A 25504-nucleotide genomic window follows, 5' to 3' on the forward strand; every position below is an offset into this window, starting at 1 on the left:
ATGTTTTTTCATTCTGAATAGCCAGTATCGCAAAGTTTGCTACGTTTATCGTGGGGAATTAATGGAAGCAAACAATGACTAAATACCGACTCAGTGATGAGCGCCGTGCGTTCAGTTATCAGATTAACGGCGAAAAACAGAAGGTCTCGCTGCGCCAGATTATTGCGTTGCGTGATTTTGGTGATGTAACGGCCGGCACCGTTGGTGGCTGGGTGGAAGATGAAACCACCCTCTCACAAGAAGGAAATTGCTGGATTTATGATGTGAACAGCATGGTGTTTGCCAACAGTCATGTGCGTGATGACGCCCGTCTGACGCAACCCTGTCTTGTTTGCCATGACGTTGAAATTGGCGGTAACAGTTGGGTTGATGCGGCAGAGCTAAGTCATGGTGTCGTATTAAGTGACAACGTCACTGTGCAGACATCCACTGTGCGTGGTGCCTGCCACCTGTTCGGTAACGCGCGTATTTTACACGGCTGTGAAATCATCGCCGCGCAGGGCCTTACGCCGGATAATCAACAAATACTGCAAATTTATGACCGCGCCACGGTTACCCATTCGCGCGTGGTCCACCAGGCGCAAATTTATGGCGATGCCATCGTTAAGTTCGCGTTTATAGAACATCGCGCCGAGGTGTTTGATTTCGCCCTGCTGGAAGGCAATGAGCAAAATGACGTCTGGGTGTGCGACTGTGCCAAAGTTTACGGCAAAGCGCGCGTTGTGGCCGGAAGTGATGAAGATGCCATTCCTACGTTGCGCTACAGTGCTCAGGTTGCGGAAAATGCCACCATCGAAGGCAACTGTGTGCTCAAACACCACGTTCTTGTCGGTGGCAATGCGCATTTAATCGGCGGACCGATTTTGCTGGATGAAAAAGTTGTTATCCTGGGAAATGCGCGTATCAAAGGCAATGTGCTGATCGAGAATCATATTGAAATCACCGATGACGCGGTGGTTGAGGCACCGGATGGCGAAAGTATTTTGCTGCGTGGTCAGAAGGTGATTAATGGCGCACAGTATATTACCCGCACGCCATTGGCCGGGCTGCTATGATGAGCGATCGATAATCTGCCCGTAGATATTCTGGTCATGAAAGCTGCCGTTCAGGAACTCCGCCTGCCGCAGACACCCTTCGAGGATGAAGCCGTTACGCAGCGCGACACGGTTGCTTGCCTCGTTCGCGACACGGCATTTAATGACGAAACGGCGGACATCACCCCGACGAGCGTAAAATGCCATAAACGCCTGCAGGCAGGCGGAGACAATCCCCTTTCCCTCTTTGTCTTTATCGAGCCAGTAACCGATATAGCCGGTTTTGTTGGTCGGCTCGATGGAGTTAAAGGAGAGCACACCCACCAGCACGTTATCTTCGAGGATCAGGAACATTTTGGCGTAGCCGCGCTGATGCAGAATAATATTGCTTTGCGCGGTTTGCCGGGTCTGGTCAACCGAGCGCACATACTGCGGCCAGTCCAGAAAATGCTGTAGCCATTCGCGGTTTTTAACGATCAGTTGGTGCAGATCGTGAACAAAACGCTCATCAATGGCATGCAGTGCCAGATGGTCATTGACGACGATCAGGCTGTCGGTGGAATCCATGACATCTCCTCGTATCAGAACCTCCCTCCCCGAGGGAGGTTACCGATTTAGCGCATGATGCGATCATCCACATAGTTGCGCTTGTCCGGCGCAGGCGGAAAATATTGATACAACCAGGTCTCGCTGATCGCATCCCCCTGACAGCGCAGGAAGAGGCGCATTTCAACCGGGTCGGTGGAGTTGGACGTTGGGTACCAGTCGAACAGAATACGGTAGCCGTCGAAAGGCTCAACATACAGGATTTCAACCTGTTTGGCTTCCCCGTTAGACAAGGTGATAACCGGTTCAATCCCCTTCGGCGCAGCGGCTTTCAGGTCACCACCGACAAAATCAATGGCGAAACGGCGCGCCCATTTTTCCGGGTAATGCTCGCCAGGCGCCCACCCTTCCGGGAAGCCGCCCATACCGGTGCGGGTGGCATAGACACGCGCCAGCGGCGAGCGTACCGGCGGCATTGCGCTCCAGTACAGACGATACTGAAATGCCAGCTCATCACCCGCACGAACCGGTTTCTCCGGCTGCCAGAAACAGACCACGTTATCCAGGGTTTCACCGGTGGTCGGGATTTCCATTAATCCAACGCTGCCCTTACCCCATTGGTTACGCGGCTCGACCCACAGGCTTGGGCGTTTGTTATACCAGCCCATTACGTCCTGATAGTGAGAGAAGTCGCGGTCAAGTTGCAGTAAACCAAAGCCTTTCGGGTTGTTGTCCAAAAAAGCGTTGAATTGCAGTTTCTGCGGATTGTTCAGAGGGCGGCAAACCCACTCCCCGTTCCCACGCCACATGGCCAGACGGTCGGAGTCATGGATCTGCGGATGAATGGTGTCGCACACGCGACGTTCATTGTTACCGCAGCTAAACATACTGGTCATCGGCGCGATACCCAGTTGTTTGATGTCTTTACGCGCATACAGGTGGTTATCCACCTCCATGATCACCTGGCTCTGTTCACAGTGGATCACGAATTTGTAGGCCCCGGTCAGACTCGGGCTGTCGAGCAACGTATAGACCGTAAAAGAGGTATCAGAGGCTTTCGCCGTTTCAAACCAGAAGGCGGTAAAATCCGGGAACTCTTCCGGTGTGTCTGTAAAGGTGTCGATTGCCGCACCACGTGCAGAGAGCCCGTACTGGTAAGTACTGTCTACCGCACGGAAATAGCTGGCGCCCAGGAAAGAGACAATATCGCGACGAGCCAGTTCAGGCGCTTTAAAGGCGCGGAAACCGGCAAACCCCAGATCGCTCTGCCCTTCAAGCTGCTTCGTATCGACGCCTGCATCATGGTAGTTAAACAATTCAGGACGGAAATGAATCTCACGCGCCTGTTGGGTTGCGGGATCAAGCGAGAACATGCGCACACGGCGACGGAAACCCATCCCCATATGGAAAAACTGCACGTCAAGCTGACGACCCTCAACATTGTTCCACAATGAATGTTGCGCATCGTACTGAATGGCGTTGTAGGCCTGTGGCGTCATGTTTGCGAGCGTATCCGGCAGTGGACGCGGCGCACCGCCCCACGGCTGTTGCGCCAGGTCATGTGCCATGGACTGCAATACGGAAAAATCGAAACGGCGACTCTGACCATCGGCGATATCGGAATCAGCAGCAAACGCCGCACGGGAGAACAGAGAAGCAAAGCCGGAAGTCCCGCACGCTGCGGCCAGCGCCATTGATGCCTTAATGAAACGTCTGCGGTTCATGCCTGATAATACGTCCTTATGGTCGTGAGAAGCGGTTTTGTACAAAACAAAACCACGGCAAAAGCTAACGGTTATGACCGCACACTCTAGACAAAATTGATTGAGAATCCAATTGTTGACGGGTGATATTCTGCGCAAAGCTTGAAATATTTTTGTCGATGGGATCGACCTGAAAACGGTGTAAAGAAAGGTATAATTTTGGCGGAGCGGAAAACATCCCATTACGTTGCTAAATGTATCGCCACTCTTTTTCGCGCCTGGTCATAGCGCAAACGTAACGGCGCATACGCCATTGCCGCATTAAGCACCCATGGCGTATCGGATCGGAACACGAGATGATTTCGGATATAAAAAGACCCCTTCCGGACATCGACGGCTGGGGTCAGAAAAGGTGGGCTTGTTATTTAGCGCTGACGCTAACATCAATACCCGGGAAATATTTCTCCGCCAGGGTTTTGATGGTGCCGTCGGCGCGTACTTTATCAATTGCGGCGTCAAGTTGCTTTTTGGTGGCCTCGTCACCTTTACGTAACCCAAAGCCGATGCCACTGCCGAGGATCGTATCGTCTGATACCGGTTTGCCAATAAAGCCAAAACCTTTACCCTGCGGTTTGCTCAGGAAACCTGCCTGCCCGGCCGCCGACATGACCAGCGAGGCGTCAATGCGGCCATTTAGCAAATCACCCCATGCCATATTCTGATCTTTATAAGACACCACGGTGACACCGTGCTTTTCCCAGTGCTCTTTTGCATAAGTTTCCTGAATGGAACCCTGCAATACACCGATGGTTTTGCCTTTCAGACCTTCGGCTGTCGCTTCCATCCCATCACCCGATTTGCCCACTAACTGAGAGGGAATGCGATAGATAGGCTGGGTGAAATCAATGCTCTGACGACGCTGCTCGGTGATATTCATCGCTGAATTGATAGCGTCAAATTTTTTCGCCACAAGGCCTGGGATCAGCGCATCAAACGAGGTTTCAACCCAGGTACATTTCAGTTCTGCGGCTTTACAGATGGCATTGCCCAGCTCAATATCAAAGCCTTCCAGTTCGCCGGACGCATTACGGCTTTCGAATGGCGGATATTCCGCTTCCAGGCCGTAGCGTAACTGGGTGGCGGCGAAAGAAGATAATGAGCAAAGCATGCCCATGCCCAGAAAGAGTGCTTTCAATTTCACGATTAACGCTCCTTAGCGTGGCTTAACACGACACAGGGCCTGCGCGCCTGCTCTGAGTGTGGCCTCATCTTTGGCAAAAGAGAGGCGAATCAATTTGTTATCAGTGCCATCAGTGTAAAACGCCGATAACGGAATGGTGGCAACGCCGTAATCGGTAATTAACCTTTTGACCATCTCGCTGTCGCTCTCGTCACTGAAATGGCTGTAATCCGCCAACAGGAAGAACGAGCCCGCGCTCGGTAATAAGCGAAATGGCGATTCTGCCAGCAGGGTTTGCAACAAGTCGCGTTTGCGCTGGTAGAACGCCGACAGCGACAGCCAGGTCTGGGGATCGGTCATATGCTCGGCAAAAGCGTACTGCATTGGCGTATCGGCGGAAAACATTAAAAACTGATGGACTTTCACAATCTCATCCATCAACTCAGAGGGCGCGACACAATAACCCACGCGCCAGCCCGTCACATGATAGGTCTTACCGAAGGACGAGATAATCACGCTGCGCTCCGCAAGTTGCGGATGGGTCGCCATACCGTGGTGCGGCTGATCATCAAAGACCACGTGCTCGTACACTTCGTCAGACAGAATCACGATATCCGTGTTACGCGTTAACGCCGCCAGTTGTTGCAAATCATCAGCGGAAAAGACCTGGCCACTCGGGTTATGCGGCGTGTTAATGATGATCATGCGCGTGCGGGGTGTGATGGCCGCGCGAACTTCTTCCCAGTTCACCGCAAAATCAGGGACCGTCAGTTTAATGGCGATGGGGGTTGCCCCTTGCAGACGGACAATCGGCGCATAACTGTCAAACGACGGCTCGAAATAGATAACTTCATCGCCCGGATGAACCAGACCACTGATGGCCGAATAGAGACCTTCACTGGCGCTGGCGGTAATCAGTATTTCGCTGTCCACGTCATACTGCGTGCCGTACAGGTCGTGAATTTTCTGCGCAATGCGTGCTTTCAGCGGGCGTAAACCCGTCATCGGGGCGTACTGGTTATGATCGGCCTGCATCGCCCTGGTCACGCCGGAGATCAGTTGCGGGTCGCAGGAAAAATTGGGCGCGCCCTGAGAAAGGTTAATCGCATCATGCTGTGCGGAAAGCTGGCCAATAACGGTAAAAATGGTCGTACCCACGTCGGGTAATTTAGAGCGGGTTTTCACCGGTGTACGCAGAGTCATTCTTAATCCTTTCTCATTAAAAGTGCATAACCATTCAAATAAAAGCGCGTTGAGTCCACAATCGATTTGTTGTCATAATAGCCATGAATAAATTGCATAGCTGGAGTTGCCATGCCGAACCGTACGCTGCCACTGAACGCTATTGACGCTTTTCTGGTCACAGCCCGCCATTTAAACCTTACCCATGCGGCAAAAGAGTTATGTCTGACGCAGGGCGCGGTAAGCCGTAAGATTGCTTCGCTGGAAGCATGGTTTGGTTTCCCGCTGTTTGAACGTCATGCGCGTGGTTTGCGGTTATCGCCTCAGGGCAGCGCCCTGCTGCCGGAATTGCGTTCGGCTTTTGAACACCTGCAAACGCTTGCCGCACAGGCGCGCGCGCAACAAACGGTCGTTCGTCTGAAAGCGCCAACCTGTGCGATGCGCTGGCTGGTTCCACGGCTTATCCAGCTTGAGCAGACCTGCCCGGACGTGCAGGTAGCACTGACCACCACCACTGACCATGGCGTTAACTTCAAAACCGAGCCGTATGATGCGGCAATTGTTTTTGGCACCCATTTCAGCGCGGGCGATCTGCTGTTTGATGAAGCGCTGACGCCGGTAATGAGCACGCAATTAACAGCCGATGAAAGGCTCAGTAATGTGACCTTTCTGCATCCGACCAGAGATAAAACGGACTGGTCACTGTGGCTGGCGAAACAGGACAGCGCAGCGTGGGTTATGAAAAAAAATCAACACTTCGACACCATGGATCTGGCGATCACGGCGGCCATCCAGGGGCTGGGGGTGGCGATTGCCGATGAAACCCTGGTCGCGGAGGATATTCGTGCCGGACGGCTGATGCGCCCCTATGCGCAAAGCGTTAAGACGGGTGCGAGCTATCGTCTGGTACTGAGAGATTCACAGAATAATGCCGCCGGGCTGGCGGCATTTCGTACGAGTTTACTGAATAATTAATCAAGTTTGACGTGATGCCTCATGACCCGTTTAAACAGCATCAGGCGTGCGCGCATAAAGCGATTGGTCATGCGAAAGCCCGCATGTTTATTCAGTCCCATGCGTAGCAATCTGTCGCGCCCTTTGCCGCAAGACTGCCAGCGTACAGGCCCCTGCAGCACATCGCAGGTGACGCTGGCCTCGCGAGCAAAACTTACCCAGTAATCCGCAACCTTTGCCGCAAACGCCAGGTCTCGCTCATTGACGTAATGGCGCGCCGGTTCCGTCAGCATGAGGTTATCAAACACATACGGCACTTCGTTTCCATGCCAGGCGCCGTTGGCGTAGGTGTCATGCTCGGCCTCTGCAACGTAGTCAAACCAGTAACGCCAGCACGGCTGCCCGATGCGCTGTTGCGCCTGCATCACCACCAGCCCGAGCGATGTGAAAGCCATGTCCCGGCAGACCTGACGCCCCAGTTCCGCATCCCCTTTTACCCCAGGGTAAAGCAGCTTAATGATCCCCAGGCCAAAACGCTGCTCGCGCCGTAACTTATCAATTTGCCCGGCAAGGTCGACGCCAAACTCGGCCATTACGCTGGCTTCATCGCTGTTCGACCCCACAATAACCGGCATCGGATGCTGCGTTGCGTTGAAAAAAACGTCCAGCGCTGGCACGGGTAAGACGCTGTCTCCGGCAATCGGCGCGGGGGCAATTTTTAACGGGGAAGCGAGCGGCCAGAATGCCTCAGCCGGGATCGCACGCAGCGTCTCTGCCGTGGCGTCAGGCACGCCGAGATGCTCTGCAACGGCAATCCCTTTTTCCAGCGCACGCTCAAGCGGGGTATCCGGCAAGGTATAGCTACTCTGGATAATGGCTTTATGGAACAGCCCTTTTGCCTTCGGCGAGGCCATCAGCGACATCACGCTACGCCCCCCGGCGGATTCGCCAAACAGCGTAATATTGCGGGCATCACCGCCAAAAGCGTGGATATTCTCTTTAATCCAATGCAGCGCCGCAATTTGATCGAGCAGGCCGAAGTTACAGAGGGTTTCCTCCTCTTCTCCTTGCAGGGCCGGATGGGCAAAAAAGCCGAGATGGCCAAGGCGATAATTGAGCGTAACCAGCACCACGCCGCGCCGGGCAAGTGCTTTGCCATCATAGGGCGGCAGATCGCCCGCCCCCATCGTAAAACCGCCGCCGTGCAGCCAGACCATCACCGGGAGTGACCCACTACGCGCGGCAGGCGCGCAGATATTCAGATAAAGGCAATCTTCGGAAAGCCTTCCCGGATCGCCACCGGCGATCTGCGTGCAGGTTTCACTGTTTTGCCAACTGGCGGCAGAAAATGTATCAGCAACGCGGATCCCCTGCCAGGGCGCTGGCGGCTGTGGCGCCCGCCAGCGTAGTGGACCAACGGGCGGCGCCGCGTAAGGGATACCGCGCCAGCTAAGGCAATCATCATCCAGTGTGCCCAAAAGCGTGCCGTGGCGGGTTTCTGCTATCGGGGCGGAGGGATTTTCCATGACAACATCCTGTTTATTCACATCCGTAGCAGAGTACCTTTTTTACAACAGACCGCAACGTCGTTTGCTGCGCTCTTCCGCTTGCGCGTAGAGGGTAAACTCATCAAGCACTTCGCAACCAAGCGCCTCTTCGAAACGCAGTTTGCTGGCGTTGCCGTGGCTACGCTGTTGCGTTTCATTGCCAAGGTTTGACTGAAAGATCCCGGCCGCGCTGACGGGGAGAAAATCTTCATAGATGATAGGTTGCGCAACAACCCAACCGCGCTCAATAAGCGGCTGCGGATCGTCGCCCGGACGAATCGCCTTCCGGTGAGCCTCGCCGGAGGGCGTCAGGCGATAACGGAAGTAGGCCAGTTGCTGGCGGCGCAGTAGCATTTCGCTGTCGGGGAAAGCGTGAAACATCTCCTGTAAGTGTAACTGATGGGTCAGATTGTCTTTTCCGGTTCCCGCTTCGTTAAGTAGCCGATCATACAGCGCCCGGCCTTTTGGCGTCAGGGCCACGCCACGTTGTTCGATTTCACCAAAACGGGCAGTATGTGTCCCCTGCTGCTCACCGGCGAACAATACCGCTTCATCAAGCGCTTTGAAGCTGGTCTGGCGCAATAAAATCGGCACATCACGGCGTGGCGGCCCTTCAATCAGGATTTTGGGCTCGATTCCATATTTCGGCATCAGCGCCTGTACCTGATCAATATCCAGGGTGCGTGGCGTCAGATGGTTAATATGGCAACCAGGGAAGCAGACCACATCAGCGATCAGGTGGTGCTCATTGTGCAGCGCATGGTATGTCAGGGCGTCCACGGTGGCATGACGATGCCAGCGAAAGGTCTCCAGCGCTTCTTTCACAAACTCACTCGCCTGAGAGGCAGTGAACTCGCCGGTTTGTTCATGCAGGGCAATGAGTTCATGGCAACGCGGGGTGAAAATATCCCTGCGTTGTAAAATGGCGGCGGCTTTATCGCGAAGCTGCACATCCTCAATCAGCTCAAGGCGCAATAACGACGTAAAGATGCGAAAGGGATTACGCGCCAGAGCCGCATCATCAATGGGGCGAAAGGCGGTGGAGTGTACCGGAACACCCGCCTGCGACAGGTCGTAATAGCTCACCGGAAACATACCCATAATCGCGAACATCCGTCGTAGCGTCGCCAACTCATCCGGGCGCCCAACACGAATCGCCCCATGACGTTCGACGTTCAGCCGCGCCAGTTCGTCTGCGTTAACCAGTTGTTCATGCAAGCGGGGATTATTCTCAAGGACTGCCAGATTGACGTCCGCAACCAGCTCCAGCAAGGTGCCGTACTGCGGAACTTCCTGCTGGTACATCGCTGACATTGCTTGCGAAAATTGTTCCCGAATTTCATCAGCCGTGATGGTGTTCGCCATGTTGTCATGTCTCCAGTGTGTATTACCTGGAGTGTAGAGAAGCCCTTGCTGGCCTGTGGGAGATAATTTACGAAGTGTGATCGCGGCATAAAACCAAAAATGCCGTATTTCCGGCTATTTGCATAACCAAAAATTATGCTTAAACCCTCACAGACATGCGGTTGACATCACACTGCCGGGAAAATTTGTTTGTAACTCAACGAGATTAAATGTTAAGAATGTTTTGCTACCAAGTTAACATAATTAAGCAACTTTACTTGCCACGGACATCGCTTCGTTTTTACATCATCTTATGGAAAAAAACGGTTTGTTCAATCAGCGCATACGCTTGCGCCATCTGCATACATTCGTCGCCGTCGCTCAGCAGGGAACCCTGGGGCGTGCGGCAGAGACCCTCAACCTTAGTCAACCAGCACTGTCCAAGACGCTCAATGAACTGGAACAACTCACCGGCACACGTCTGTTTGAACGTGGTCGTCTGGGGGCGCAACTTACCCTGGTGGGCGAGCAGTTTTTAACACATGCAGTCCGGGTACTTGATGCGCTCAATACCGCAGGGCAGTCGCTCAACTACAAACCCGAGCAGAACAATGCGGTGATCCGTGTTGGCGCGTTACCTACTGCGGCGCTGGGCATTCTGCCGTCGGTAATTGGCCAGGTCCATAAGCAGCAACCCGATATCACCATTCAGGTGGCCACCACTAACAATCCGATGTTATTGGCCGGGCTGAAATCGGGTGAGCTGGATGTCGGCATTGGTCGTATGTCAGACCCGGAACTGATGAGCGGATTGACCTATGAGATGCTGTTCCTTGAGTCGCTCAAATTGGTGGTACGCCCCAACCATCCGCTGTTGCAAACCACGATAACACTGAGCCGGGTGCTGGAGTGGCCCGTCGTTGTGCTGCCTACCGGTACGGTGCCACGCCAGAACACGGAGGATTTGCTGCAAAGTCAGGGCTGCAAACTGCCGACCGGCTGTATTGAAACGCTGTCTGCGTCACTATCGCGACAACTGACTGTCAATTTTGATTATGTCTGGTTTGTACCTTCCGGCGCAGTTAAAAACGATTTACGCGAAGGTTCACTCACCGCGCTCCCCATTGTTCCGCCGGGTATGGGCGATCCTATTGGCATTCTTACCCGCGTGGATGCCCCCCTCTCCATCGGCGTGCAAACGCTGATCGCCGCTATTCGTAAAACCGTGCCGGATTAATCTGCACGCGCGGCAGGCACGGGCAGTTGCGCAAATGGTAAACTTATTGTTAATTGTGTGATAAAAGATAGTTGTTGATTAAGGATTGCTGTTACGCAGCGTAGTATTTGCATAAGCGCAATCCGCTGTCCGGAAGAACACATGAAATTCAAAACTGCCATAAAACCCTATCGCGCCGCTGCCGGTGGATTAGGTTCTCTTGAAGCAACCACCCGCTTCGTTATCGACAGCAAAAATGCCCTTAAAAACTTGCGCAACCTGCTGCGCATGAATAAAGCCCGTGGTTTCGACTGCCCCGGTTGTGCCTGGGGTGATGACAATAAAAGTACTTTCAGTTTCTGCGAAAACGGCGCGAAAGCAGTGACCTGGGAGGCAACACGCCGCCAGATTGACGCCAGCTTTTTTGCGCACCACAGCGTCAGCGCTCTCAACCGCCAGAGCGACTATTTTCTGGAATATCAGGGCCGACTCACCGAACCGCTGCGCTATAATCCCCAAACCGATCACTACGAACCGGTGAGCTGGGATGATGCCTTTGCCCTGATTGGTCGCCATATCCGTGAGATGGACCACCCGAACCAGATGGAACTCTACACTTCGGGTCGCGCCAGTAATGAAGCGTCGTACCTTTATCAGCTCTTTGGCCGGATGGTCGGCACGAATAATTTCCCCGACTGTTCAAACATGTGCCACGAGGCCAGCGGCGCCGGGCTAAAACGCAGCATTGGCGTCGGTAAAGGCACCATTCATCTCACCGATTTTGAACAGGCCGATGCCATTTTCGTTTTTGGGCAGAATCCCGGCACCAACCATCCGCGTATGCTGCACAGCCTGCGTCATGCTGCCGATCGCGGCGCGCGTATCGTCACCTTTAATACCCTGCGTGAACGTGGTCTGGAACGTTTTGCTGACCCGCAAAAACCGCTGGAAGTGGTCACCTCGATGGCGGGCGCGATCAGTTCTGCCTATTACCAGCCCAATCTGGGTGGCGATATGGCCGCCGTACGCGGGATGGCAAAAGCCTTACTGGAAACCCACCGTCAGCGCCTGGCGAACGGCGAAGCCGGTATCTTTGATGATGCCTTTATCGCGCAACACACTAACGGCATTGAGGCCTGGTTTGCGCAAATCGATGCCACGTCCTGGCAGTCCCTTGAAGCGCAATCCGGTTTGAGTGAGCAGCAATTACGTGACGCCGCCGCCGTCTGGCAGAGCGCCAGGCGTGTTATTTGCACCTGGGCGATGGGCATTACCCAGCATAAACACTCGCTGGACACGGTACGTGAAATCGTCAATTTGCAGTTGCTCGGCGGCCATCTGGGCAAACAGGGCGCAGGACTGTGCCCGGTGCGCGGACACAGTAATGTGCAGGGCAACCGGACAATGGGAATTGATGAAAAACCGTCTGCCGCCCTGCTCGACAGCCTGGCGCGTCACTTTGGTTTCGACCCCCCACGCGCTCCGGGACATCACACCGTGGCCGCGATTCAGGCTATGTTGCGTGATGAAGTGAAAGTGCTTATCACGCTGGGCGGTAATCTGGCTGCCGCCGCGCCGGATACCACGTTGACCTGCGAGGCGCTGAAACGTTGCGGTTTAACTGTGCACATCAGTACTAAACTCAACCGTACCCATCTGATGCCGGGTGCGCAGTCGCTCATTTTACCGACCCTGGGACGAACCGAAGAAGACATGCAGGCGACAGGCCGTCAGTTCGTGACCGTCGAAGACTCATTTAGCATGGTGCACGCCTCAGAAGGCATCGGTAAACCACTGGCAGACACGCAAAAATCAGAAACCGCGATTGTGGCCGGTATCGCCCATGCGGTACTGGGCAACAGCAAGCTGGACTGGCTGGCCTTAGCCGATGATTACAACCTGATTCGCGATCATATTGCCGCTACCATCCCCGGCTTCACTCATTTCAACGCCCGCTGCGAAGAACCCGGTGGATTCTGGCTGGGGAACGCGGCGGCATCTCTCACCTTTGCCACACCATCCGGGAAAGCGGAATTCAGCAGCGCGCCGCTGCCGGATGCCGTCTGCCCGGAGATCAGCGCACCCTTTGTGTTACAAACACTACGCTCCCACGATCAGTACAACACCACGATTTATGGTCTGGATGACCGCTATCGCGGCGTTTATGGTCAGCGCGACGTCCTGTTTATGCATCCGGATGATATTCTGGCCCTGGGGCTGAGCGATGGCGACCGCGTCGATATCACCACCCTGTCGACCGACGGCATTACGCGTCAGGTTACCGGTTTCCGTCTCGTTGCGTACGCTATCCCTCGCGGTAATCTCGCAGCCTATTACCCGGAAACGAACCCACTGGTTCCCCTGACCCGCTACGGTGACGGTACCGGCACACCAACCTCTAAATCCATCCCTGTCACGATTACCCCGTCGCAAAGCGCCGATACGCTGCGTATCGCCTGAACAGCAAGGCCCGCCCTGTGCGGGCCAATTCTCAAATAATGCGATCTAATTTATTAACAATTGCATCAAGCAATTTAACAGATTTATCATATTTGCAAATTCACCAAATGGTTCGCTTACCATGCAAACAGTGAGTTTTTCACGCGGATTCCCTCGATAACATCTGCAATAAAACGATAACCCTCTAAAACCGTTATCCATTTGGTACAGGATTTATCATTGCGTACCGGATAAACGGTGTGTTTAAGGAGATGGATATGGCACCTGGCAGCACCCCACGCAGGCTGGTTACCCTTCTGCGCTGGCTCCTTGCCATTCTGATGCTCGTCATCGGTCTGGCCATCGGCATTCCTGGCATCAAACTCATCACATTAGGCGGCAGCGTCTGGTTTACTGCGATGGGGATTGTGATGCTGGTTGCCGCAATACTTATCCTGCGAAATCGTCCCGGCGGCCTCATTCTGTATGCGCTGGGCTTTATTGTTTCCATCATCTGGGCAATTTACGATGCCGGCTGGGCATTCTGGCCCCTGTTCTCACGCTTGTTTACCTTTGCCGTGCTGGCATTTCTGGCGGCACTGCTGTGGCCATTTATGCGCGCCCGGCAGACGGTAAAACCGGTTAACAAATCTGCGTTTAGCGTCGCGGCGATCCTCGCCGTTTTACTTCTGGTCAGTATTGGCGGAATGTTTAAAACGTGGAATGTGATCTCCCCAACCGAGTCGATTACCGTTAAACCGGTTCAGCCTGGCAGTGAACAGCACGACTGGAAACACTGGGGCAATACCACCCATGGCGATCGATTTGCGGCGCTTGACCAGATCAACAAACAGAATGTCGACAAGCTGCAAGTCGCCTGGATAGCACATACCGGGGATATTCCGCAGAGCAATGGCTCCGGCGCGGAAGATCAGAACACGCCGCTGCAAATTGGTGACACGTTATATGTCTGTACCCCATACAGCAAAGTGCTGGCGCTGGATGTGGATTCCGGTAAAGAGAAATGGCGCTACGACGCAAAAGCGACAGCGCCAAACTGGCAGCGCTGTCGTGGCTTAGGATATTACGAAGAGCCGCACACTGCCGCCTCTCCAACGGTACAGACTCAGCCTGCTACGTGCGAACGTCGGCTGTTTCTGCCCACCACCGATGCACGTCTGGTGGCACTGAATGCCGATAACGGGCAACCCTGCGCAGACTTTGGTGATAACGGTACCGTTGATCTGAGCATCGGCATGGGCGACATCAAACCGGGTTATTATCAGCAAACGTCCACGCCGCTGGTGGCCGGCAATATTGTTGTGATCGGTGGCCGCGTGGCGGATAACTTCTCCACCGGCGAACCGCCGGGCGTGGTTCGCGCCTATGATGTCCATACAGGCAAACTGGCATGGGCGTGGGATCCGGGTAACCCGGACATGAAAGGCTTGCCGCCTGAGGGGAAAACCTGGACACGCGGTACGCCAAACGTCTGGTCGGCGATGTCTTACGACGCCAAATTGAACCTGATCTATCTGCCAACCGGCAACGCCACGCCAGATTTCTGGGCGGGTGAACGTACCGCGCTGGATGATAAATACAGCTCGTCGATTGTGGCGGTTGATGCGACAACCGGCGATGTACGTTGGCATTTTCAGACCACCCACCACGATCTGTGAGATTTTGATTTACCTTCACAGCCTCTGCTCTATGACTTACCGGATGGCAAAGGCGGGACCACGCCGGTACTGGTACAGACCAGTAAACAGGGCATGATCTTTATGCTCAACCGCGAAACCGGTGAGCCGGTGGCGAAGGTTGAGGAACGCCCGGTTCCGGCTGGTAATGTGAAAGGCGAACGTTATTCCCCTACTCAGCCGTACTCGGTGGGCATGCCGATGATCGGTAATGAAACCCTGAAAGAGTCCGACATGTGGGGAGCAACGCCTGTCGATCTGCTGATGTGCCGTATCGCCTTTAAAGGGATGCGTCATCAGGGTGTCTTCACTCCGCCGGGGCTGGATCGCGCATTGCAATATCCGGGGTCGCTGGGCGGCATGAACTGGGGCAGCGTCTCGGTCGATCCGACTAACAACCTGATGTTTGTGAACGATATGCGTCTGGGCCTGGCAAACTATATGGTGCCGCGTGAAAACGTAGCGAAAAACGCCAGTGGGATTGAGATGGGTATTGTACCGATGGATGGCACACCGTTTGGCGCAATGCGCGAACGTTTCCTGTCACCGCTGGGTATTCCGTGCCAGAAACCGCCGTTCGGGACAATGTCCGCTATCGACCTGACCTCCGGGAAAATAGTGTGGCAGGCTCCCGTGGGTACCGTTCAGGATACCGGTCCGCTGGGTATCCGCATGCATATGCCGATCCCGGTCGGGATGCCGACGCTGGGCGCATCGCTATCTACCCAGTCCGGGTTGCTGTTCTTCGCAGGCACCCAGGATTTCTATCTGCGTGCGTTTGATACCGCAACGGGGAAAGAAATCTGGAAGGCGCGTCTGCCGGTCGGCAGCCAGTCTGGCCCGATGACCTATGTTTCGCCAAAAACGGGCAAACAGTACATCATTATCAATGCGGGTGGCGCACGTCAGTCCCCGGATCGCGGTGATTATATTATTGCTTACGCGTTGCCAGATAAGCCGTAAACTGGCCGCGTTATCAACAAGCCCGCCGCAATGGCGGGTTTGTTATTCAACATGAAGTTTTAACTAAGATTTTTTTATGCTGGCAAGTTGTGGGATCTCTAACAAAAAATGAGCTTATTCTGTATCCAGTTTGATCATTTCAATTTCAGCAATTCGCCTTTTGTTCATATTAATTTCGCAACTTGTAAAAGCAGCGCCGAGATAGTGCGTGCCTTGTGCAGCGGTCGTCGCCGCATTGCAGTAATCACTACGATATTTCAACCATTGCACCTGACTTTTCTTTAAGGCGTCAGCCATGCCAGTTCTTCGGTTTTCATCTGCCATCCACCATTTTGTATAATCAAAACTGTTGATTTCTTTTAATTTTTTCTGATAGCTTTTTTTAAGTTGATGTTCAGATTTGTCACTCATCTCCTCTAAACACTCAACATTATTTTCACCGTACTTATCGAAACATTGGTCCACTATTTTTGAGGTGGTTATATTGCCAGTGGAGGCCGCCGATAAACCATAGGATATAAATAAAAGTGGTATAAAAATAAGTAGCTTATTCATTACTAAAGACTCCTGTCACAAATACCTGCTCGCTATTTATTACAACGTAGTCTCACGTCATATTGCCGGTAATTTACAACATCCTTGCGATTCACGCCCAATTCATTCATAAAAAAAGCCGTGGCGATATTCACCACGGCCTCTACGACGAACCTTACGGCCCTCATACCATTAGAACGTTTCCCAGTTCTCGCTGCCATGTGCCATCGCAGGGCGCTGAGTACTGACGGGTTTCGTCGGGGTTGATGAAGATTTCACCGGACGACTTGTGCCACCGGCATGCACGCGAAACGCGCCAACCGCTTCGGTAAGACGCGCAGCCTGCTCTTCCAGAGACGTTGCCGCCGCCGTTGCCTCTTCTACCAGTGAGGCGTTCTGCTGGGTGACATTATCCATCTCGGTGATAGCCTGGCTTACCTGAGTAATCCCTTTACTCTGCTCATCCGACGCAGCGGCAATTTCCAGCATGATATCGGTAACGCGTTTCACCGCCGTCACGATCTCATCCATCGTTTCACCTGCGGCCACGACTTCACTTGAGCCTTTATCAATCAAACTCACTGACTCGCTGATCAGTGCTTCAATCTCTTTCGCTGCCTGCGCACTGCGGCTTGCCAGTGTACGGACTTCGCTGGCTACCACTGCAAAACCGCGGCCTTGCTCACCGGCACGCGCAGCTTCAACCGCGGCGTTCAACGCGAGAATATTTGTCTGGAAGGCGATACTGTTAATGACCGCAGTAATTTCAGAGATTTTCTTCGAGCTGGAGGTGATATTGCCCATGGTCTGTACCACGCCATCAACAATCTCACCGCCTTTCGTCGCTTTACCGGAGGCATCACGCGCCAGGCTGCTGGCATGATGCGCATTGTCCGCATTCTGTTTCACGGTCGCTGTAAGCTCTTCCATACTGGCTGCGGTCTGCTCAATCGCTGCAGCCTGCTGTTCAGTACGTGAAGAAAGGTCGGTGTTCCCGGCAGAGATCTCGCTGGTCCCGCGATAAATTTCTTCCGCGCCATCACGCACAGTGGTAACGGTTTTGACCAGGGAGTGCTGCATCAACTGCAAATCGTGGGTCAAACGACCAATCTCACTGCGTCCGGTAACCTCTTCCGCGACGGTAAGGTCTCCGGCCGCGATATGTTCAATACGTTTGGCAGCGCGCTGCAGCGGATTAATGACCACACGACGTAATACGGTAAAGGTTATGACCGTTAAGAACAGCGCGATAGCAAAAGCCCCTGCCATAAAGATCAGCCCAAGCTGAGTGCGTTGGTGAGCCAGTTCACCGAGGCGAGCAGCGCGATCGCTACGAATCTGAATGGCTTTAAGCAGGTATTCATTAAATGCGCTGTCTAAAACGCGCGCCTGCTCATTTTCATGGTTGATGATCGCTTCAAACATGCCGTTTTTGGCATATTTCAGCATCGGCTGCATACCGTCGAAATAGGCGTTAAAGCGCGTGGTCAATTCGCCATCGAGCGCTAAATCTTCCGGCGTTTTCACCGCACGGGCCATATAGGTATTAAAGCCATCTTGCGCTTGCTTGATACGTTTTTCCGCATCCGCAATGTTCTTTCTCATATCATCCATTTCCGCAATGCGGCTGGCCGCCCCGGCATGGATCAGGCTGATACGCGCTATACGTAAGTTATTGGAACTGTTAGATAACCCCATACGAACCTGGATTTCTTGCGTAACATCCTGCTGGTCTCGGTCAGCCTGCATCAAGAAATACCCTGCTAACCCGGAACTCAGCGCAAATAACAGCAAAATGCCACTCAGGATAGCGGAAAATAAGGGAACCAATCGAATATTGTGCATAAATCCAATGCTTTGCTGTCTGTGCATCGCTGCTGTGTTATCCATGGCTATCGACTCTCTTTTATATAAGATGCGTAAAACACGCCTGTAAGAAAGGTATCGGCAATTGTGGGATTTATGTTAAGGGGAAAAATGTCAGGCGGGTCACAGATTTAGACATTGAAAATGCCAGCGGCGTAACCGCTGGCCAGTCGTGTACTTATTTGTCGCCGAAATGAATGACGGTACGAATGGATTTGCCTTGATGCATGAGATCGAAGGCGTCGTTGATCTGATCTAACGGGAGTCGATGGGTAATAAACGGGTCGAGACGAATCTTGCCTGCCATCGCATCGTCGACCATTCCCGGTAACTGGGTACGCCCTTTTACGCCACCAAATGCTGAACCACGCCAGACGCGACCGGTTACCAACTGGAACGGACGGGTTTTGATCTCCTGGCCCGCACCGGCCACACCGATAATGACGCTTTCGCCCCAGCCTTTATGGCAGCACTCGAGCGCCGCGCGCATCACATCCACATTGCCGATGCATTCAAAGCTAAAATCAACACCGCCGTCAGTCAGTTCAACAATCACCTCCTGAATCGGTTTTTCGTAATCCTTAGGATTGACGAAATCGGTGGCCCCCATCTCTTTCGCCAGGGTGAATTTATCCGGGTTGGTATCCACGGCAATAATACGACCGGCTTTGGCCTGAACCGCACCCTGAATAACCGCCAGACCAATCCCGCCCAGGCCGAACACCGCAACGGTGTCGCCCTCTTTCACTTTCGCCGTGTTGTGTACTGCACCAATACCGGTGGTCACACCGCAGCCGAGCAGGCAGACTTTGTCCAGCGGCGCCTGCGGGTTGACTTTTGCCAGGGAGATTTCTGCAACCACCGTGTACTCACTAAACGTACTGGTGCCCATGTAGTGGTAAATCGGTTCACCATTGTAGGAGAAACGGGTGGTGCCATCTGGCATCAGGCCTTTACCCTGTGTGGCGCGAACGGCCTGACAAAGGTTAGTTTTACCGGATTTACAGAACTTACACTCGCCACATTCTGCCGTGTACAGCGGAATAACATGATCGCCGGGTTTCAGGCTGGTCACCCCTTCACCGACTTCCACAACAATACCGCCGCCTTCGTGGCCCAGGACCGCCGGGAATACGCCTTCCGGATCATCACCTGAAAGAGTAAAGGCATCGGTATGGCAAACGCCGGTGTGGGTGATGCGTACCAGAACTTCGCCTTTCTTCGGCGGCGCGACATCAATCTCAACAATTTTGAGCGGTTGACCCGGCCCAAACGCAACAGCAGCACGTGATTTCATCAGACACTTCCTTTTTAGGTGTACGTTAGAATTTATTTTAGATAAGAGCGTAAAAGATGACCGACTTCCGCCATACGGGCGGCGCGCTGATCGGGCGTAGTATCACCACTGACCAGTTCATCTTTCAGGTGTATCTCCACCATTTCCCCCATCAGACCGTTAGCTGCACCGCGTACGGCAGCGATCTGTTGCAGGATAGCAATGCAGGGATCGCCGTTTTCCAGCGCGCGCTCCAGTGCGTCGACCTGCCCACGGATACGACGAACCCGTGTGAGGATACGTTTTTTATCTTCAGGTGAATGCGGCATAGCCACTCCTTTTTATACTATAGGGGGGTATGGTACATGATTCGATGTCTTGCTGTAAAATTAATGTGTTGCGTTAACAAATAAAAAAACCAGCACACAAGCTACCCTTCGCGTCTTAATGACTCACTGGTTGAATTGTATGGGGATTGGCCTGCATCGTCAGCACCATCGGAAAGGCCAAAAGTGAACCCATTCCCCCTGCTTTTTCCCGCTGGCCAGATAATTATCCCGACCCAGGATAAACGCCCTGATATAGCGTCATCTATAACCGATATATTTTTAAGCAATGCATGTGCAATTTTGTTGCGTCCTACATACGCACAGGAATATATCTTGCGAAACGGCAAGATGTGTGAGTGAAGAATAAAATAAATATATTATCGGAAGAAGTTTAGACATGCTTTGCATTAATTAAGCTTCACTAAATAATAACAAGCAGCAATGTCAATAACCCTCATTTTTAAAAGATTCCGTCGCCTTCAACTTATTGATATATAGCTATGTGTAACGCCAGACTCATTTATTTCTCACGAAATATAAATTATTAAAACCCCATGACGATAATACTTTTATTGAAAACTTATACAGTCGCATTATTTTTGGTTTCACGCTGGAGCAGGAAGATATGGTTAAGAATATGAACATCCGTCGGAAGTTAACATCGGCTTTTAGCTTGATTATTTTGGTCTTATTGGTGCTAAGTGGCGTATTTTATTATAATTTTTCCACTCTGGTTAACGCAAACAACTGGAATGTGCATACTTATCAAGTCATTGATGAGAACAGAGCACTGACATTAAGCCTGGTAAATATGGAAACCGGCTTACGCGGTTTTGCGCTCACGGGTAAAGAGGAGATGCTGGAACCTTACAACATCGGCATGAAATCATTTTCCAGCCACTGGGACGCACTTAAAGAATTTACCGCCGACAATCCCGCTCAGCAAGAGCGCCTAAAACACCTTTCTGAACAGTATTCGCTGTGGTTACACGACGTCGCCGAGAAAATTATTAACCAGCGCCGGGAAGTCGTGAACCAAAAGATGAGTATTGATGACTTTAATGCCAGTTTCGAAGCGAATACAGGCAAAAGTCAGATGGACACTATGCGGGGCATAATTGATGAGATGATTAATGCGGAAAGCGCATTACTACTCGTCAGGCAAGACACCGTGAAGTCTACTGAGACGCAAACCCGCTCAATTCTTCTTTTTGGCGCCCTCCTGAGCGTGATTATTGCTGTGGCACTGTGCATTATTGTTGCGCGTATCATTACTGCACCGTTGCAGATTGCCGTAAAAACCGCAGAGTCCATTGCGCAAGGTGATTTAACGTCTTCGATTAAAGGACACTCCCGTGATGAAACCGGGCAACTTCTTAGCGCGCTCGATGCCATGCAGATGCAGTTACGTTCACTTGTCGAAAAAATTCAGGATTCAGCAGCGTCAATTGACGAGGCCGCCAGAGAAGTGGCGATCGGAAATACGAATTTATCGAGCCGGACTGAGGAGCAAGCCGCATCACTTATTGAGACCTCGGCCAGCATGGAACAACTAACGGCAACGGTGCGCCAAAACACATCTAACGCGCAGCATGCCAGTACGCTGGCAGCCACTGCCTCATCTGTCGCGGAGCGTGGTGGCAAGGTAGTGCACAATGTCATTAATACAATGAGTTCTATTTCCGACAGTTCGCAAAAAATCGTTGAGATCATCGCGACCATCGAGGGGATCGCTTTCCAGACGAATATTCTGGCATTAAATGCGGCAGTTGAAGCGGCAAGAGCGGGAGAACAAGGCCGTGGTTTTGCTGTCGTCGCCAGTGAAGTCCGGGGACTTGCGCAGCGAAGCGCGACCGCGGCTAAGGAAATAAAAGAGTTGATAGAAGCGTCCAGTGCCAAAGTATCTGAAGGCTCGATGCTGGTCGGTCAGGCCGGCTCCACAATGGATGAAATCATGGCCTCTATTCATGAAGTCTCTTCATTGATGACCGAAATCTCATCAGCATCCGGAGAACAATCTTCCGGCATTGAACATATCAGAGTGGCGGTGAACCAGATGGATGACGTGACGCAGCAAAACGCCGCGTTAGTTGAACAAGCCGCAGCGGCTGCAGCCTCTCTGGAGGAACAGGCGTCAACCTTGACACAAACGGTAGGAACGTTCCGCGTGGTTTAAGTCTTATTGTGCGCCAGGATCGCCATCCTGGCGCACAGGCGTTTTCGCCATAAGCCGGTTTTCATTTAACCGCCAGCGATTTCACGCCTTCAATGCGGGATAAATCCGCGCCAATATCGCTTATTGGCGTACCGGGGCGTAGCGTTAACACGAGAAATAATTCACTTGTTTTATCTCCCGTCTGGCTATTTTTCAGGGAGCGAAAGGCAAATTTAACGTTCCTCTCCTGCAACGCGACCAAAACGATGGGTACACTTTCCGGTTTCAGTTTTATCTGCACGCCATAATGCTTGCTCAAAAAATGATGACTTAACTGCCGGAAGACTTCGAGCACGAAAAGCGTCATAAATGCGCCATAGATGCCAATGGCATACATTCCGCTGCCAATAACCAGCCCAATGGCTGATGTGACCCACATCCCTGCGGCTGTGGTCAGCCCCTTGACGATCTGCTTTTGAATAATAATGGTCCCGGCCCCCAGAAAACCCACGCCACTGACCACCTGTGCCGCCACCCTGCTGGGATCCAGGGCCACATGATTTTCCTGCAAAATATCCTCAAAACCATATTTGGAGACAATCATAAACAGCGCGCTACCAATCCCGACAAGAACATGCGTTCTTAATCCAGCATCTTTCGCGCGCAACTGACGTTCAAGACCAATAAGCCCGCCAAGTAACCCCGCCAGTGCCACGCGTAGCAATAAATCAGTCACCATTTTTCGCTTCCTTATTTATCCTCACGACTGTCACTTTATTCAACCAAAGCACATCTCAGCGCGAACGCAAGGTCAGCATCAATGACGCCGTGTATCGAGGAAAATCCTCTTTCTCTTTCCTGTTATTCATTTTACTGTCGGGGATGACGTAAATCTGGATGAGGCTTTTAAACAGAACCTATGGAAAAAAACCTGCACACCGCCATTGCTCTGCGTAAAGGGGGCGATTATGAAAAAAGCCGTGAATTACTTGAAAGCCTGATTAATATTGAGGAATTAAAGGCACGCGCGCTGCTCAATATTGCCTGGTCCTGGGACAACCAGGGCGTTGAGGATAGAGCGGAAATATATTATCAAGCCGCTTTAGAGGCAGGCCTTGAAGGAGAAGACAAGTTTGAAGCGCTATTTGGCCTCGCCTGCACTTACCGGTGTCTGGGGAAATACACTTTAGCCAAAGCCCGTTTTGCCGAAACACTGGCGACCTGGCCTGAGGCAACGGAAATTATCCCCTTTTATGCCCTGTGCCTGCATAACCTTGGCGAACACGATAAGGCGATGTCGATGATGCTGGAACTCCTTGCACAACATCCACCGACAGAGAATATTAAACGCTATCAAAAAGCGCTGCATTATTACGCCCGGAATCTTACCTGTGCGTAAATAATTAAGCGCACCCCTGCGGTTTAAAAATGCGGGTTGTTGATGGCGGGTTATTCACCAGTTTTGCCGCCGGCCTGCGGGGTCGGCTGACCAATTCACCGCCGCAGTTCGGGCAGCGCATTGCCATCTTCTGCGCGCAATCCTCACAAAATGTGCATTCAAACGAGCAAATGCGCGCCTGGGTGGAATCGGGGGGAAGATCGGTATTGCAGCATTCGCAGCCAGGTCTCAATTCCAGCATAACGTGTTCCTTTAAGGTGCGTTATCAACGTCGGGTCTGTTCAATCTCATTGAATAACATACCGACATAAATAAAGCACGACCACGGTAAAATATCATGGCTGGATTTAAGGGTGTCGCCCTGGCAAGAACTATTACGCCATCCTTGAGCTAGCTGAAAGACCGCGTAGGTCTTGCCAGGGCAACATGTTCTGCCTTTTCTGGTGTTGGCCTAACAGGCAGAACAGAATTGAGTCTATGCCATTGAAAGGATTAATCAAATAAAAATATATCATTGATCGACAAAACCGATCGAATGATCGCTTTTTGATCGCTTTTAGCACAAGAGATAAACACCCGGTAGCAACATGGCTACCGGGCGACCGATTAACGTTTCAGGGGCAAGCCAGCCGATTCGCGGGCGCGCAGGACTGTCAGGAAGGTAATCAACGCAGCGGCCATCACATAATACGCCGGAGAGAATTTGTCCCCCGTCGAGGTTATCAGCCAGATAGAGAACCACGGCGTAATACCACCAAAGAAGGCGACAGCGAAATTGTAGGCAATGGACAACCCGCCATAACGTACACTGGTGGGAAAGAGCTCCGCCATCGCCGCGCTGCAGGCACCGTCAAAGGCCGCGATAAACGCGCCGAGCATCACCATTGCCAGCACCGCTGAGAACATATCACCGTTGGCCATGAGCATCATCGCCGGGTAACTCAGCAGAATAAAACCGGCACATCCCGTCAGCATCAACGGCTTACGGCCAAATTTATCGGATAAATAGCCCATAAAGGGTACCAGTACCGCGACCGAAAACAGGCCTATCGTGGTGATGGCATACGAATCCAGCTTCGAATAGTGCAGCTCTGTCGAAAGGTAACCGGGCATAAAGGTTTGCAGCGTCCAGTGGCCGACCGCTTTGATGACCACAAATCCCACGCAGAAAAGCAGCGCCGCCCAGGCGTGAGTCACCGCAGAGCGCAGCGGTGTGGCGTCCGTTTGCCCCTGTTTTTTCGCTTCCAGGAACTCGGGTGAATCTTCCAGATGCGTTCGCAGATAAAGACCAACCCAGCCTAATGGCCCGGCGATAAGGAACGGGATTCGCCAGCCCCAGTCATTCATGGCGCTTTCGCCCAGAAATGCCGTCAACAGAAAGACCAGCCCAGAGCCTGCCACAAATGCCATAAAGCCAAAGTTATCTATCCAGCAAGTAAAGTAGCCGCGTTTGTTAACGGGCGCGTATTCTGCCAGGTAGGTTGTTGCACCGGAACTTTCACCACCGGCGGCAAAGCCCTGCACGAGTCGGGTTATTACCAGCAACACGGTGGCCGTAATACCAATCTGCTGATAGGTCGGCAACAACCCCATCACAAAGGTCGCGCCCGAGGTCAGAAGAATGACGGTAGCAAGGACTTTTTGCCGCCCTTTCCGATCGCCAAGAGAACCAAAAAACAGACCACCGAGTGGGCGCATGACAAAGCCCGCGCCAAAGACGGCGAACGATGACAACAGCGCCACGCTGGGATTTTCCGCGTGGAAGAATTGTAAACCGATGATGGCCGCGAGTGTTCCGTAGAGACCAAAATCGAACCATTCGACGAAATGGCCGACGCCCGTGGCCAGCAGAACTTTACGTAATTTGCGTGACGTAGTGGCATCCTCCGACAAAACCGTCCGTTCGAGAGATTGCTGTGCAGGCTGTGTCATAGCCCCTCCATTTATGACAGTGTTTCTATAATAGATATACTATCTACACTGACAGTTCGAATTTCGCACAGCAACTAACGCCCAAAATGTGATAGCCGCCCTGCTTTCTCGGTGAAAAACCAAAGACGATCACATTTCTTTTAAGCAAAAAATAAGCCCCGCAACCAGGCGAGGCTTAAAAATAACGGCATGATGACACCGCTATCGC

At 52.6% G+C, this 25504-nt stretch carries 19 protein-coding genes and 1 pseudogene; 7 read left to right on the forward strand and 13 right to left on the reverse strand.

Features of this window, described 5'->3' with window-relative positions; translation table 11 throughout:
* Positions 1 to 74 precede the first annotated feature (74 nt).
* Complete coding sequence (ydcK, locus tag MRY16398_RS15125) at positions 75 to 1055, forward strand: YdcK family protein (protein WP_125124720.1); 981 nt, start codon at positions 75 to 77, stop codon at positions 1053 to 1055.
* Here the strand turns inward: ydcK and rimL are convergent.
* The 4 genes from rimL to MRY16398_RS15145 form a co-directional block, all read right to left on the reverse strand.
* The gene (gene rimL, locus MRY16398_RS15130; RefSeq protein ID WP_125124721.1) at positions 1050 to 1601 is read right to left on the reverse strand and encodes a 50S ribosomal protein L7/L12-serine acetyltransferase; all 552 of its coding nucleotides are present in this window, start codon (positions 1599 to 1601) and stop codon (positions 1050 to 1052) included. The genes ydcK and rimL overlap by 6 nt on opposite strands.
* 47 nt (positions 1602 to 1648) lie before the next feature.
* A complete protein-coding gene (locus tag MRY16398_RS15135) occupies positions 1649 to 3304 on the reverse strand; it encodes a glucan biosynthesis protein D (protein ID WP_039079120.1) in 1656 nt (551 codons plus the stop codon).
* A 400-nt stretch (positions 3305 to 3704) separates the two neighbouring features.
* Positions 3705 to 4484 (reverse strand): transporter substrate-binding domain-containing protein, encoded by a 780-nt coding sequence (locus tag MRY16398_RS15140; protein ID WP_039079121.1) that lies wholly within the window; start codon positions 4482 to 4484, stop codon positions 3705 to 3707.
* A 12-nt stretch (positions 4485 to 4496) separates the two neighbouring features.
* On the reverse strand, positions 4497 to 5666 hold the full coding sequence (locus MRY16398_RS15145; RefSeq protein ID WP_125124722.1) for a pyridoxal phosphate-dependent aminotransferase: 1170 nt from the start codon (positions 5664 to 5666) through the stop codon (positions 4497 to 4499).
* A gap of 111 nt (positions 5667 to 5777) precedes the next feature.
* On the opposite strand from MRY16398_RS15145, the gene MRY16398_RS15150 reads away from it, so the two are divergent.
* Complete coding sequence (locus MRY16398_RS15150) at positions 5778 to 6620, forward strand: LysR family transcriptional regulator (RefSeq protein WP_107223069.1); 843 nt, start codon at positions 5778 to 5780, stop codon at positions 6618 to 6620.
* Here the strand turns inward: MRY16398_RS15150 and MRY16398_RS15155 are convergent.
* Positions 6617 to 8125, reverse strand: a complete 1509-nt coding sequence (locus MRY16398_RS15155) for a carboxylesterase/lipase family protein (protein WP_125124723.1) — start codon at positions 8123 to 8125, stop codon at positions 6617 to 6619. The two genes, MRY16398_RS15150 and MRY16398_RS15155, sit on opposite strands and share 4 nt — an antisense overlap.
* Positions 8126 to 8167: 42 nt before the next feature.
* The gene (hglS, locus tag MRY16398_RS15160; RefSeq protein ID WP_125124724.1) at positions 8168 to 9511 is read right to left on the reverse strand and encodes a 2-oxoadipate dioxygenase/decarboxylase HglS; all 1344 of its coding nucleotides are present in this window, start codon (positions 9509 to 9511) and stop codon (positions 8168 to 8170) included.
* 292 nt (positions 9512 to 9803) lie between these two features.
* Here hglS and MRY16398_RS15165 point away from each other — a divergent pair, with 292 nt between their 5' ends.
* From MRY16398_RS15165 to MRY16398_RS15175, 3 genes and pseudogenes are all read left to right on the forward strand, one after another.
* Positions 9804 to 10727: a LysR substrate-binding domain-containing protein gene (locus MRY16398_RS15165; protein ID WP_039079126.1), complete on the forward strand. Its 924-nt coding sequence runs from the start codon at positions 9804 to 9806 to the stop codon at positions 10725 to 10727.
* Between the two features lie 141 nt (positions 10728 to 10868).
* Complete coding sequence (locus MRY16398_RS15170) at positions 10869 to 13166, forward strand: FdhF/YdeP family oxidoreductase (protein WP_125124725.1); 2298 nt, start codon at positions 10869 to 10871, stop codon at positions 13164 to 13166.
* 257 nt (positions 13167 to 13423) lie between these two features.
* A pseudogene (locus MRY16398_RS15175) lies at positions 13424 to 15805 on the forward strand (glucose/quinate/shikimate family membrane-bound PQQ-dependent dehydrogenase).
* Positions 15806 to 15919: 114 nt separating this feature from the next.
* On the opposite strand, the gene MRY16398_RS15180 reads toward MRY16398_RS15175, so the two are convergent.
* The 4 genes from MRY16398_RS15180 to MRY16398_RS15195 form a co-directional block, all read right to left on the reverse strand.
* Positions 15920 to 16360 (reverse strand): lysozyme inhibitor LprI family protein, encoded by a 441-nt coding sequence (locus tag MRY16398_RS15180; protein ID WP_108701359.1) that lies wholly within the window; start codon positions 16358 to 16360, stop codon positions 15920 to 15922.
* Positions 16361 to 16531: 171 nt separating this feature from the next.
* Positions 16532 to 18229: a methyl-accepting chemotaxis protein gene (locus tag MRY16398_RS15185; RefSeq protein WP_071194121.1), complete on the reverse strand. Its 1698-nt coding sequence runs from the start codon at positions 18227 to 18229 to the stop codon at positions 16532 to 16534.
* 154 nt (positions 18230 to 18383) lie between these two features.
* Entirely contained in the window at positions 18384 to 19502 is a 1119-nt protein-coding gene (locus tag MRY16398_RS15190) for an S-(hydroxymethyl)glutathione dehydrogenase/class III alcohol dehydrogenase (RefSeq protein ID WP_039079132.1), read from the reverse strand.
* A gap of 32 nt (positions 19503 to 19534) precedes the next feature.
* On the reverse strand, positions 19535 to 19810 hold the full coding sequence (locus tag MRY16398_RS15195; RefSeq protein ID WP_039079133.1) for a metal/formaldehyde-sensitive transcriptional repressor: 276 nt from the start codon (positions 19808 to 19810) through the stop codon (positions 19535 to 19537).
* 625 nt (positions 19811 to 20435) lie between these two features.
* Between MRY16398_RS15195 and MRY16398_RS31185 the strand changes: the two genes are divergently transcribed.
* Positions 20436 to 21986: a methyl-accepting chemotaxis protein gene (locus MRY16398_RS31185; protein ID WP_039079134.1), complete on the forward strand. Its 1551-nt coding sequence runs from the start codon at positions 20436 to 20438 to the stop codon at positions 21984 to 21986.
* Positions 21987 to 22047: 61 nt separating this feature from the next.
* On the opposite strand, the gene MRY16398_RS15205 is transcribed toward MRY16398_RS31185, so the two are convergent.
* The gene (locus MRY16398_RS15205) at positions 22048 to 22704 is read right to left on the reverse strand and encodes an MgtC/SapB family protein (protein WP_079497497.1); all 657 of its coding nucleotides are present in this window, start codon (positions 22702 to 22704) and stop codon (positions 22048 to 22050) included.
* Between the two features lie 180 nt (positions 22705 to 22884).
* On the opposite strand from MRY16398_RS15205, the gene MRY16398_RS15210 reads away from it, so the two are divergent.
* The gene (locus tag MRY16398_RS15210; protein WP_125124726.1) at positions 22885 to 23364 is read left to right on the forward strand and encodes a tetratricopeptide repeat protein; all 480 of its coding nucleotides are present in this window, start codon (positions 22885 to 22887) and stop codon (positions 23362 to 23364) included.
* 4 nt (positions 23365 to 23368) lie between these two features.
* On the opposite strand, the gene MRY16398_RS15215 is transcribed toward MRY16398_RS15210, so the two are convergent.
* Together MRY16398_RS15215 and MRY16398_RS15220 are read right to left on the reverse strand one after the other, a co-directional pair.
* A complete protein-coding gene (locus MRY16398_RS15215; RefSeq protein WP_039079137.1) occupies positions 23369 to 23605 on the reverse strand; it encodes a DUF1272 domain-containing protein in 237 nt (78 codons plus the stop codon).
* Positions 23606 to 23970: 365 nt separating this feature from the next.
* Positions 23971 to 25296, reverse strand: a complete 1326-nt coding sequence (locus tag MRY16398_RS15220) for an MFS transporter (RefSeq protein WP_125124727.1) — start codon at positions 25294 to 25296, stop codon at positions 23971 to 23973.
* Positions 25297 to 25504: the final 208 nt, after the last annotated feature.

The organism is Phytobacter sp. MRY16-398, from assembly GCF_003925915.1.
GTDB lineage: Bacteria > Pseudomonadota > Gammaproteobacteria > Enterobacterales > Enterobacteriaceae > Phytobacter > Phytobacter diazotrophicus.

Bases quoted from the DNA above. Each gene is read 5' to 3' on its own strand.
- ydcK (WP_125124720.1), top strand. From the start codon at position 75: ATGACTAAATACCGACTCAGTGATGAGCGCCGTGCGTTCAGTTATCAG.
- rimL (WP_125124721.1), bottom strand. From the start codon at position 1,601: ATGGATTCCACCGACAGCCTGATCGTCGTCAATGACCATCTGGCACTG.
- MRY16398_RS15135 (WP_039079120.1), bottom strand. From the start codon at position 3,304: ATGAACCGCAGACGTTTCATTAAGGCATCAATGGCGCTGGCCGCAGCG.
- MRY16398_RS15145 (WP_125124722.1), bottom strand. From the start codon at position 5,666: ATGACTCTGCGTACACCGGTGAAAACCCGCTCTAAATTACCCGACGTG.
- MRY16398_RS15150 (WP_107223069.1), top strand. From the start codon at position 5,778: ATGCCGAACCGTACGCTGCCACTGAACGCTATTGACGCTTTTCTGGTC.
- MRY16398_RS15155 (WP_125124723.1), bottom strand. From the start codon at position 8,125: ATGGAAAATCCCTCCGCCCCGATAGCAGAAACCCGCCACGGCACGCTT.
- hglS (WP_125124724.1), bottom strand. From the start codon at position 9,511: ATGGCGAACACCATCACGGCTGATGAAATTCGGGAACAATTTTCGCAA.
- MRY16398_RS15165 (WP_039079126.1), top strand. From the start codon at position 9,804: ATGGAAAAAAACGGTTTGTTCAATCAGCGCATACGCTTGCGCCATCTG.
- MRY16398_RS15170 (WP_125124725.1), top strand. From the start codon at position 10,869: ATGAAATTCAAAACTGCCATAAAACCCTATCGCGCCGCTGCCGGTGGA.
- MRY16398_RS15180 (WP_108701359.1), bottom strand. From the start codon at position 16,360: ATGAATAAGCTACTTATTTTTATACCACTTTTATTTATATCCTATGGT.
- MRY16398_RS15185 (WP_071194121.1), bottom strand. From the start codon at position 18,229: ATGGATAACACAGCAGCGATGCACAGACAGCAAAGCATTGGATTTATG.
- MRY16398_RS15190 (WP_039079132.1), bottom strand. From the start codon at position 19,502: ATGAAATCACGTGCTGCTGTTGCGTTTGGGCCGGGTCAACCGCTCAAA.
- MRY16398_RS15195 (WP_039079133.1), bottom strand. From the start codon at position 19,810: ATGCCGCATTCACCTGAAGATAAAAAACGTATCCTCACACGGGTTCGT.
- MRY16398_RS31185 (WP_039079134.1), top strand. From the start codon at position 20,436: ATGGTTAAGAATATGAACATCCGTCGGAAGTTAACATCGGCTTTTAGC.
- MRY16398_RS15205 (WP_079497497.1), bottom strand. From the start codon at position 22,704: ATGGTGACTGATTTATTGCTACGCGTGGCACTGGCGGGGTTACTTGGC.
- MRY16398_RS15210 (WP_125124726.1), top strand. From the start codon at position 22,885: ATGGAAAAAAACCTGCACACCGCCATTGCTCTGCGTAAAGGGGGCGAT.
- MRY16398_RS15215 (WP_039079137.1), bottom strand. From the start codon at position 23,605: ATGCTGGAATTGAGACCTGGCTGCGAATGCTGCAATACCGATCTTCCC.
- MRY16398_RS15220 (WP_125124727.1), bottom strand. From the start codon at position 25,296: ATGACACAGCCTGCACAGCAATCTCTCGAACGGACGGTTTTGTCGGAG.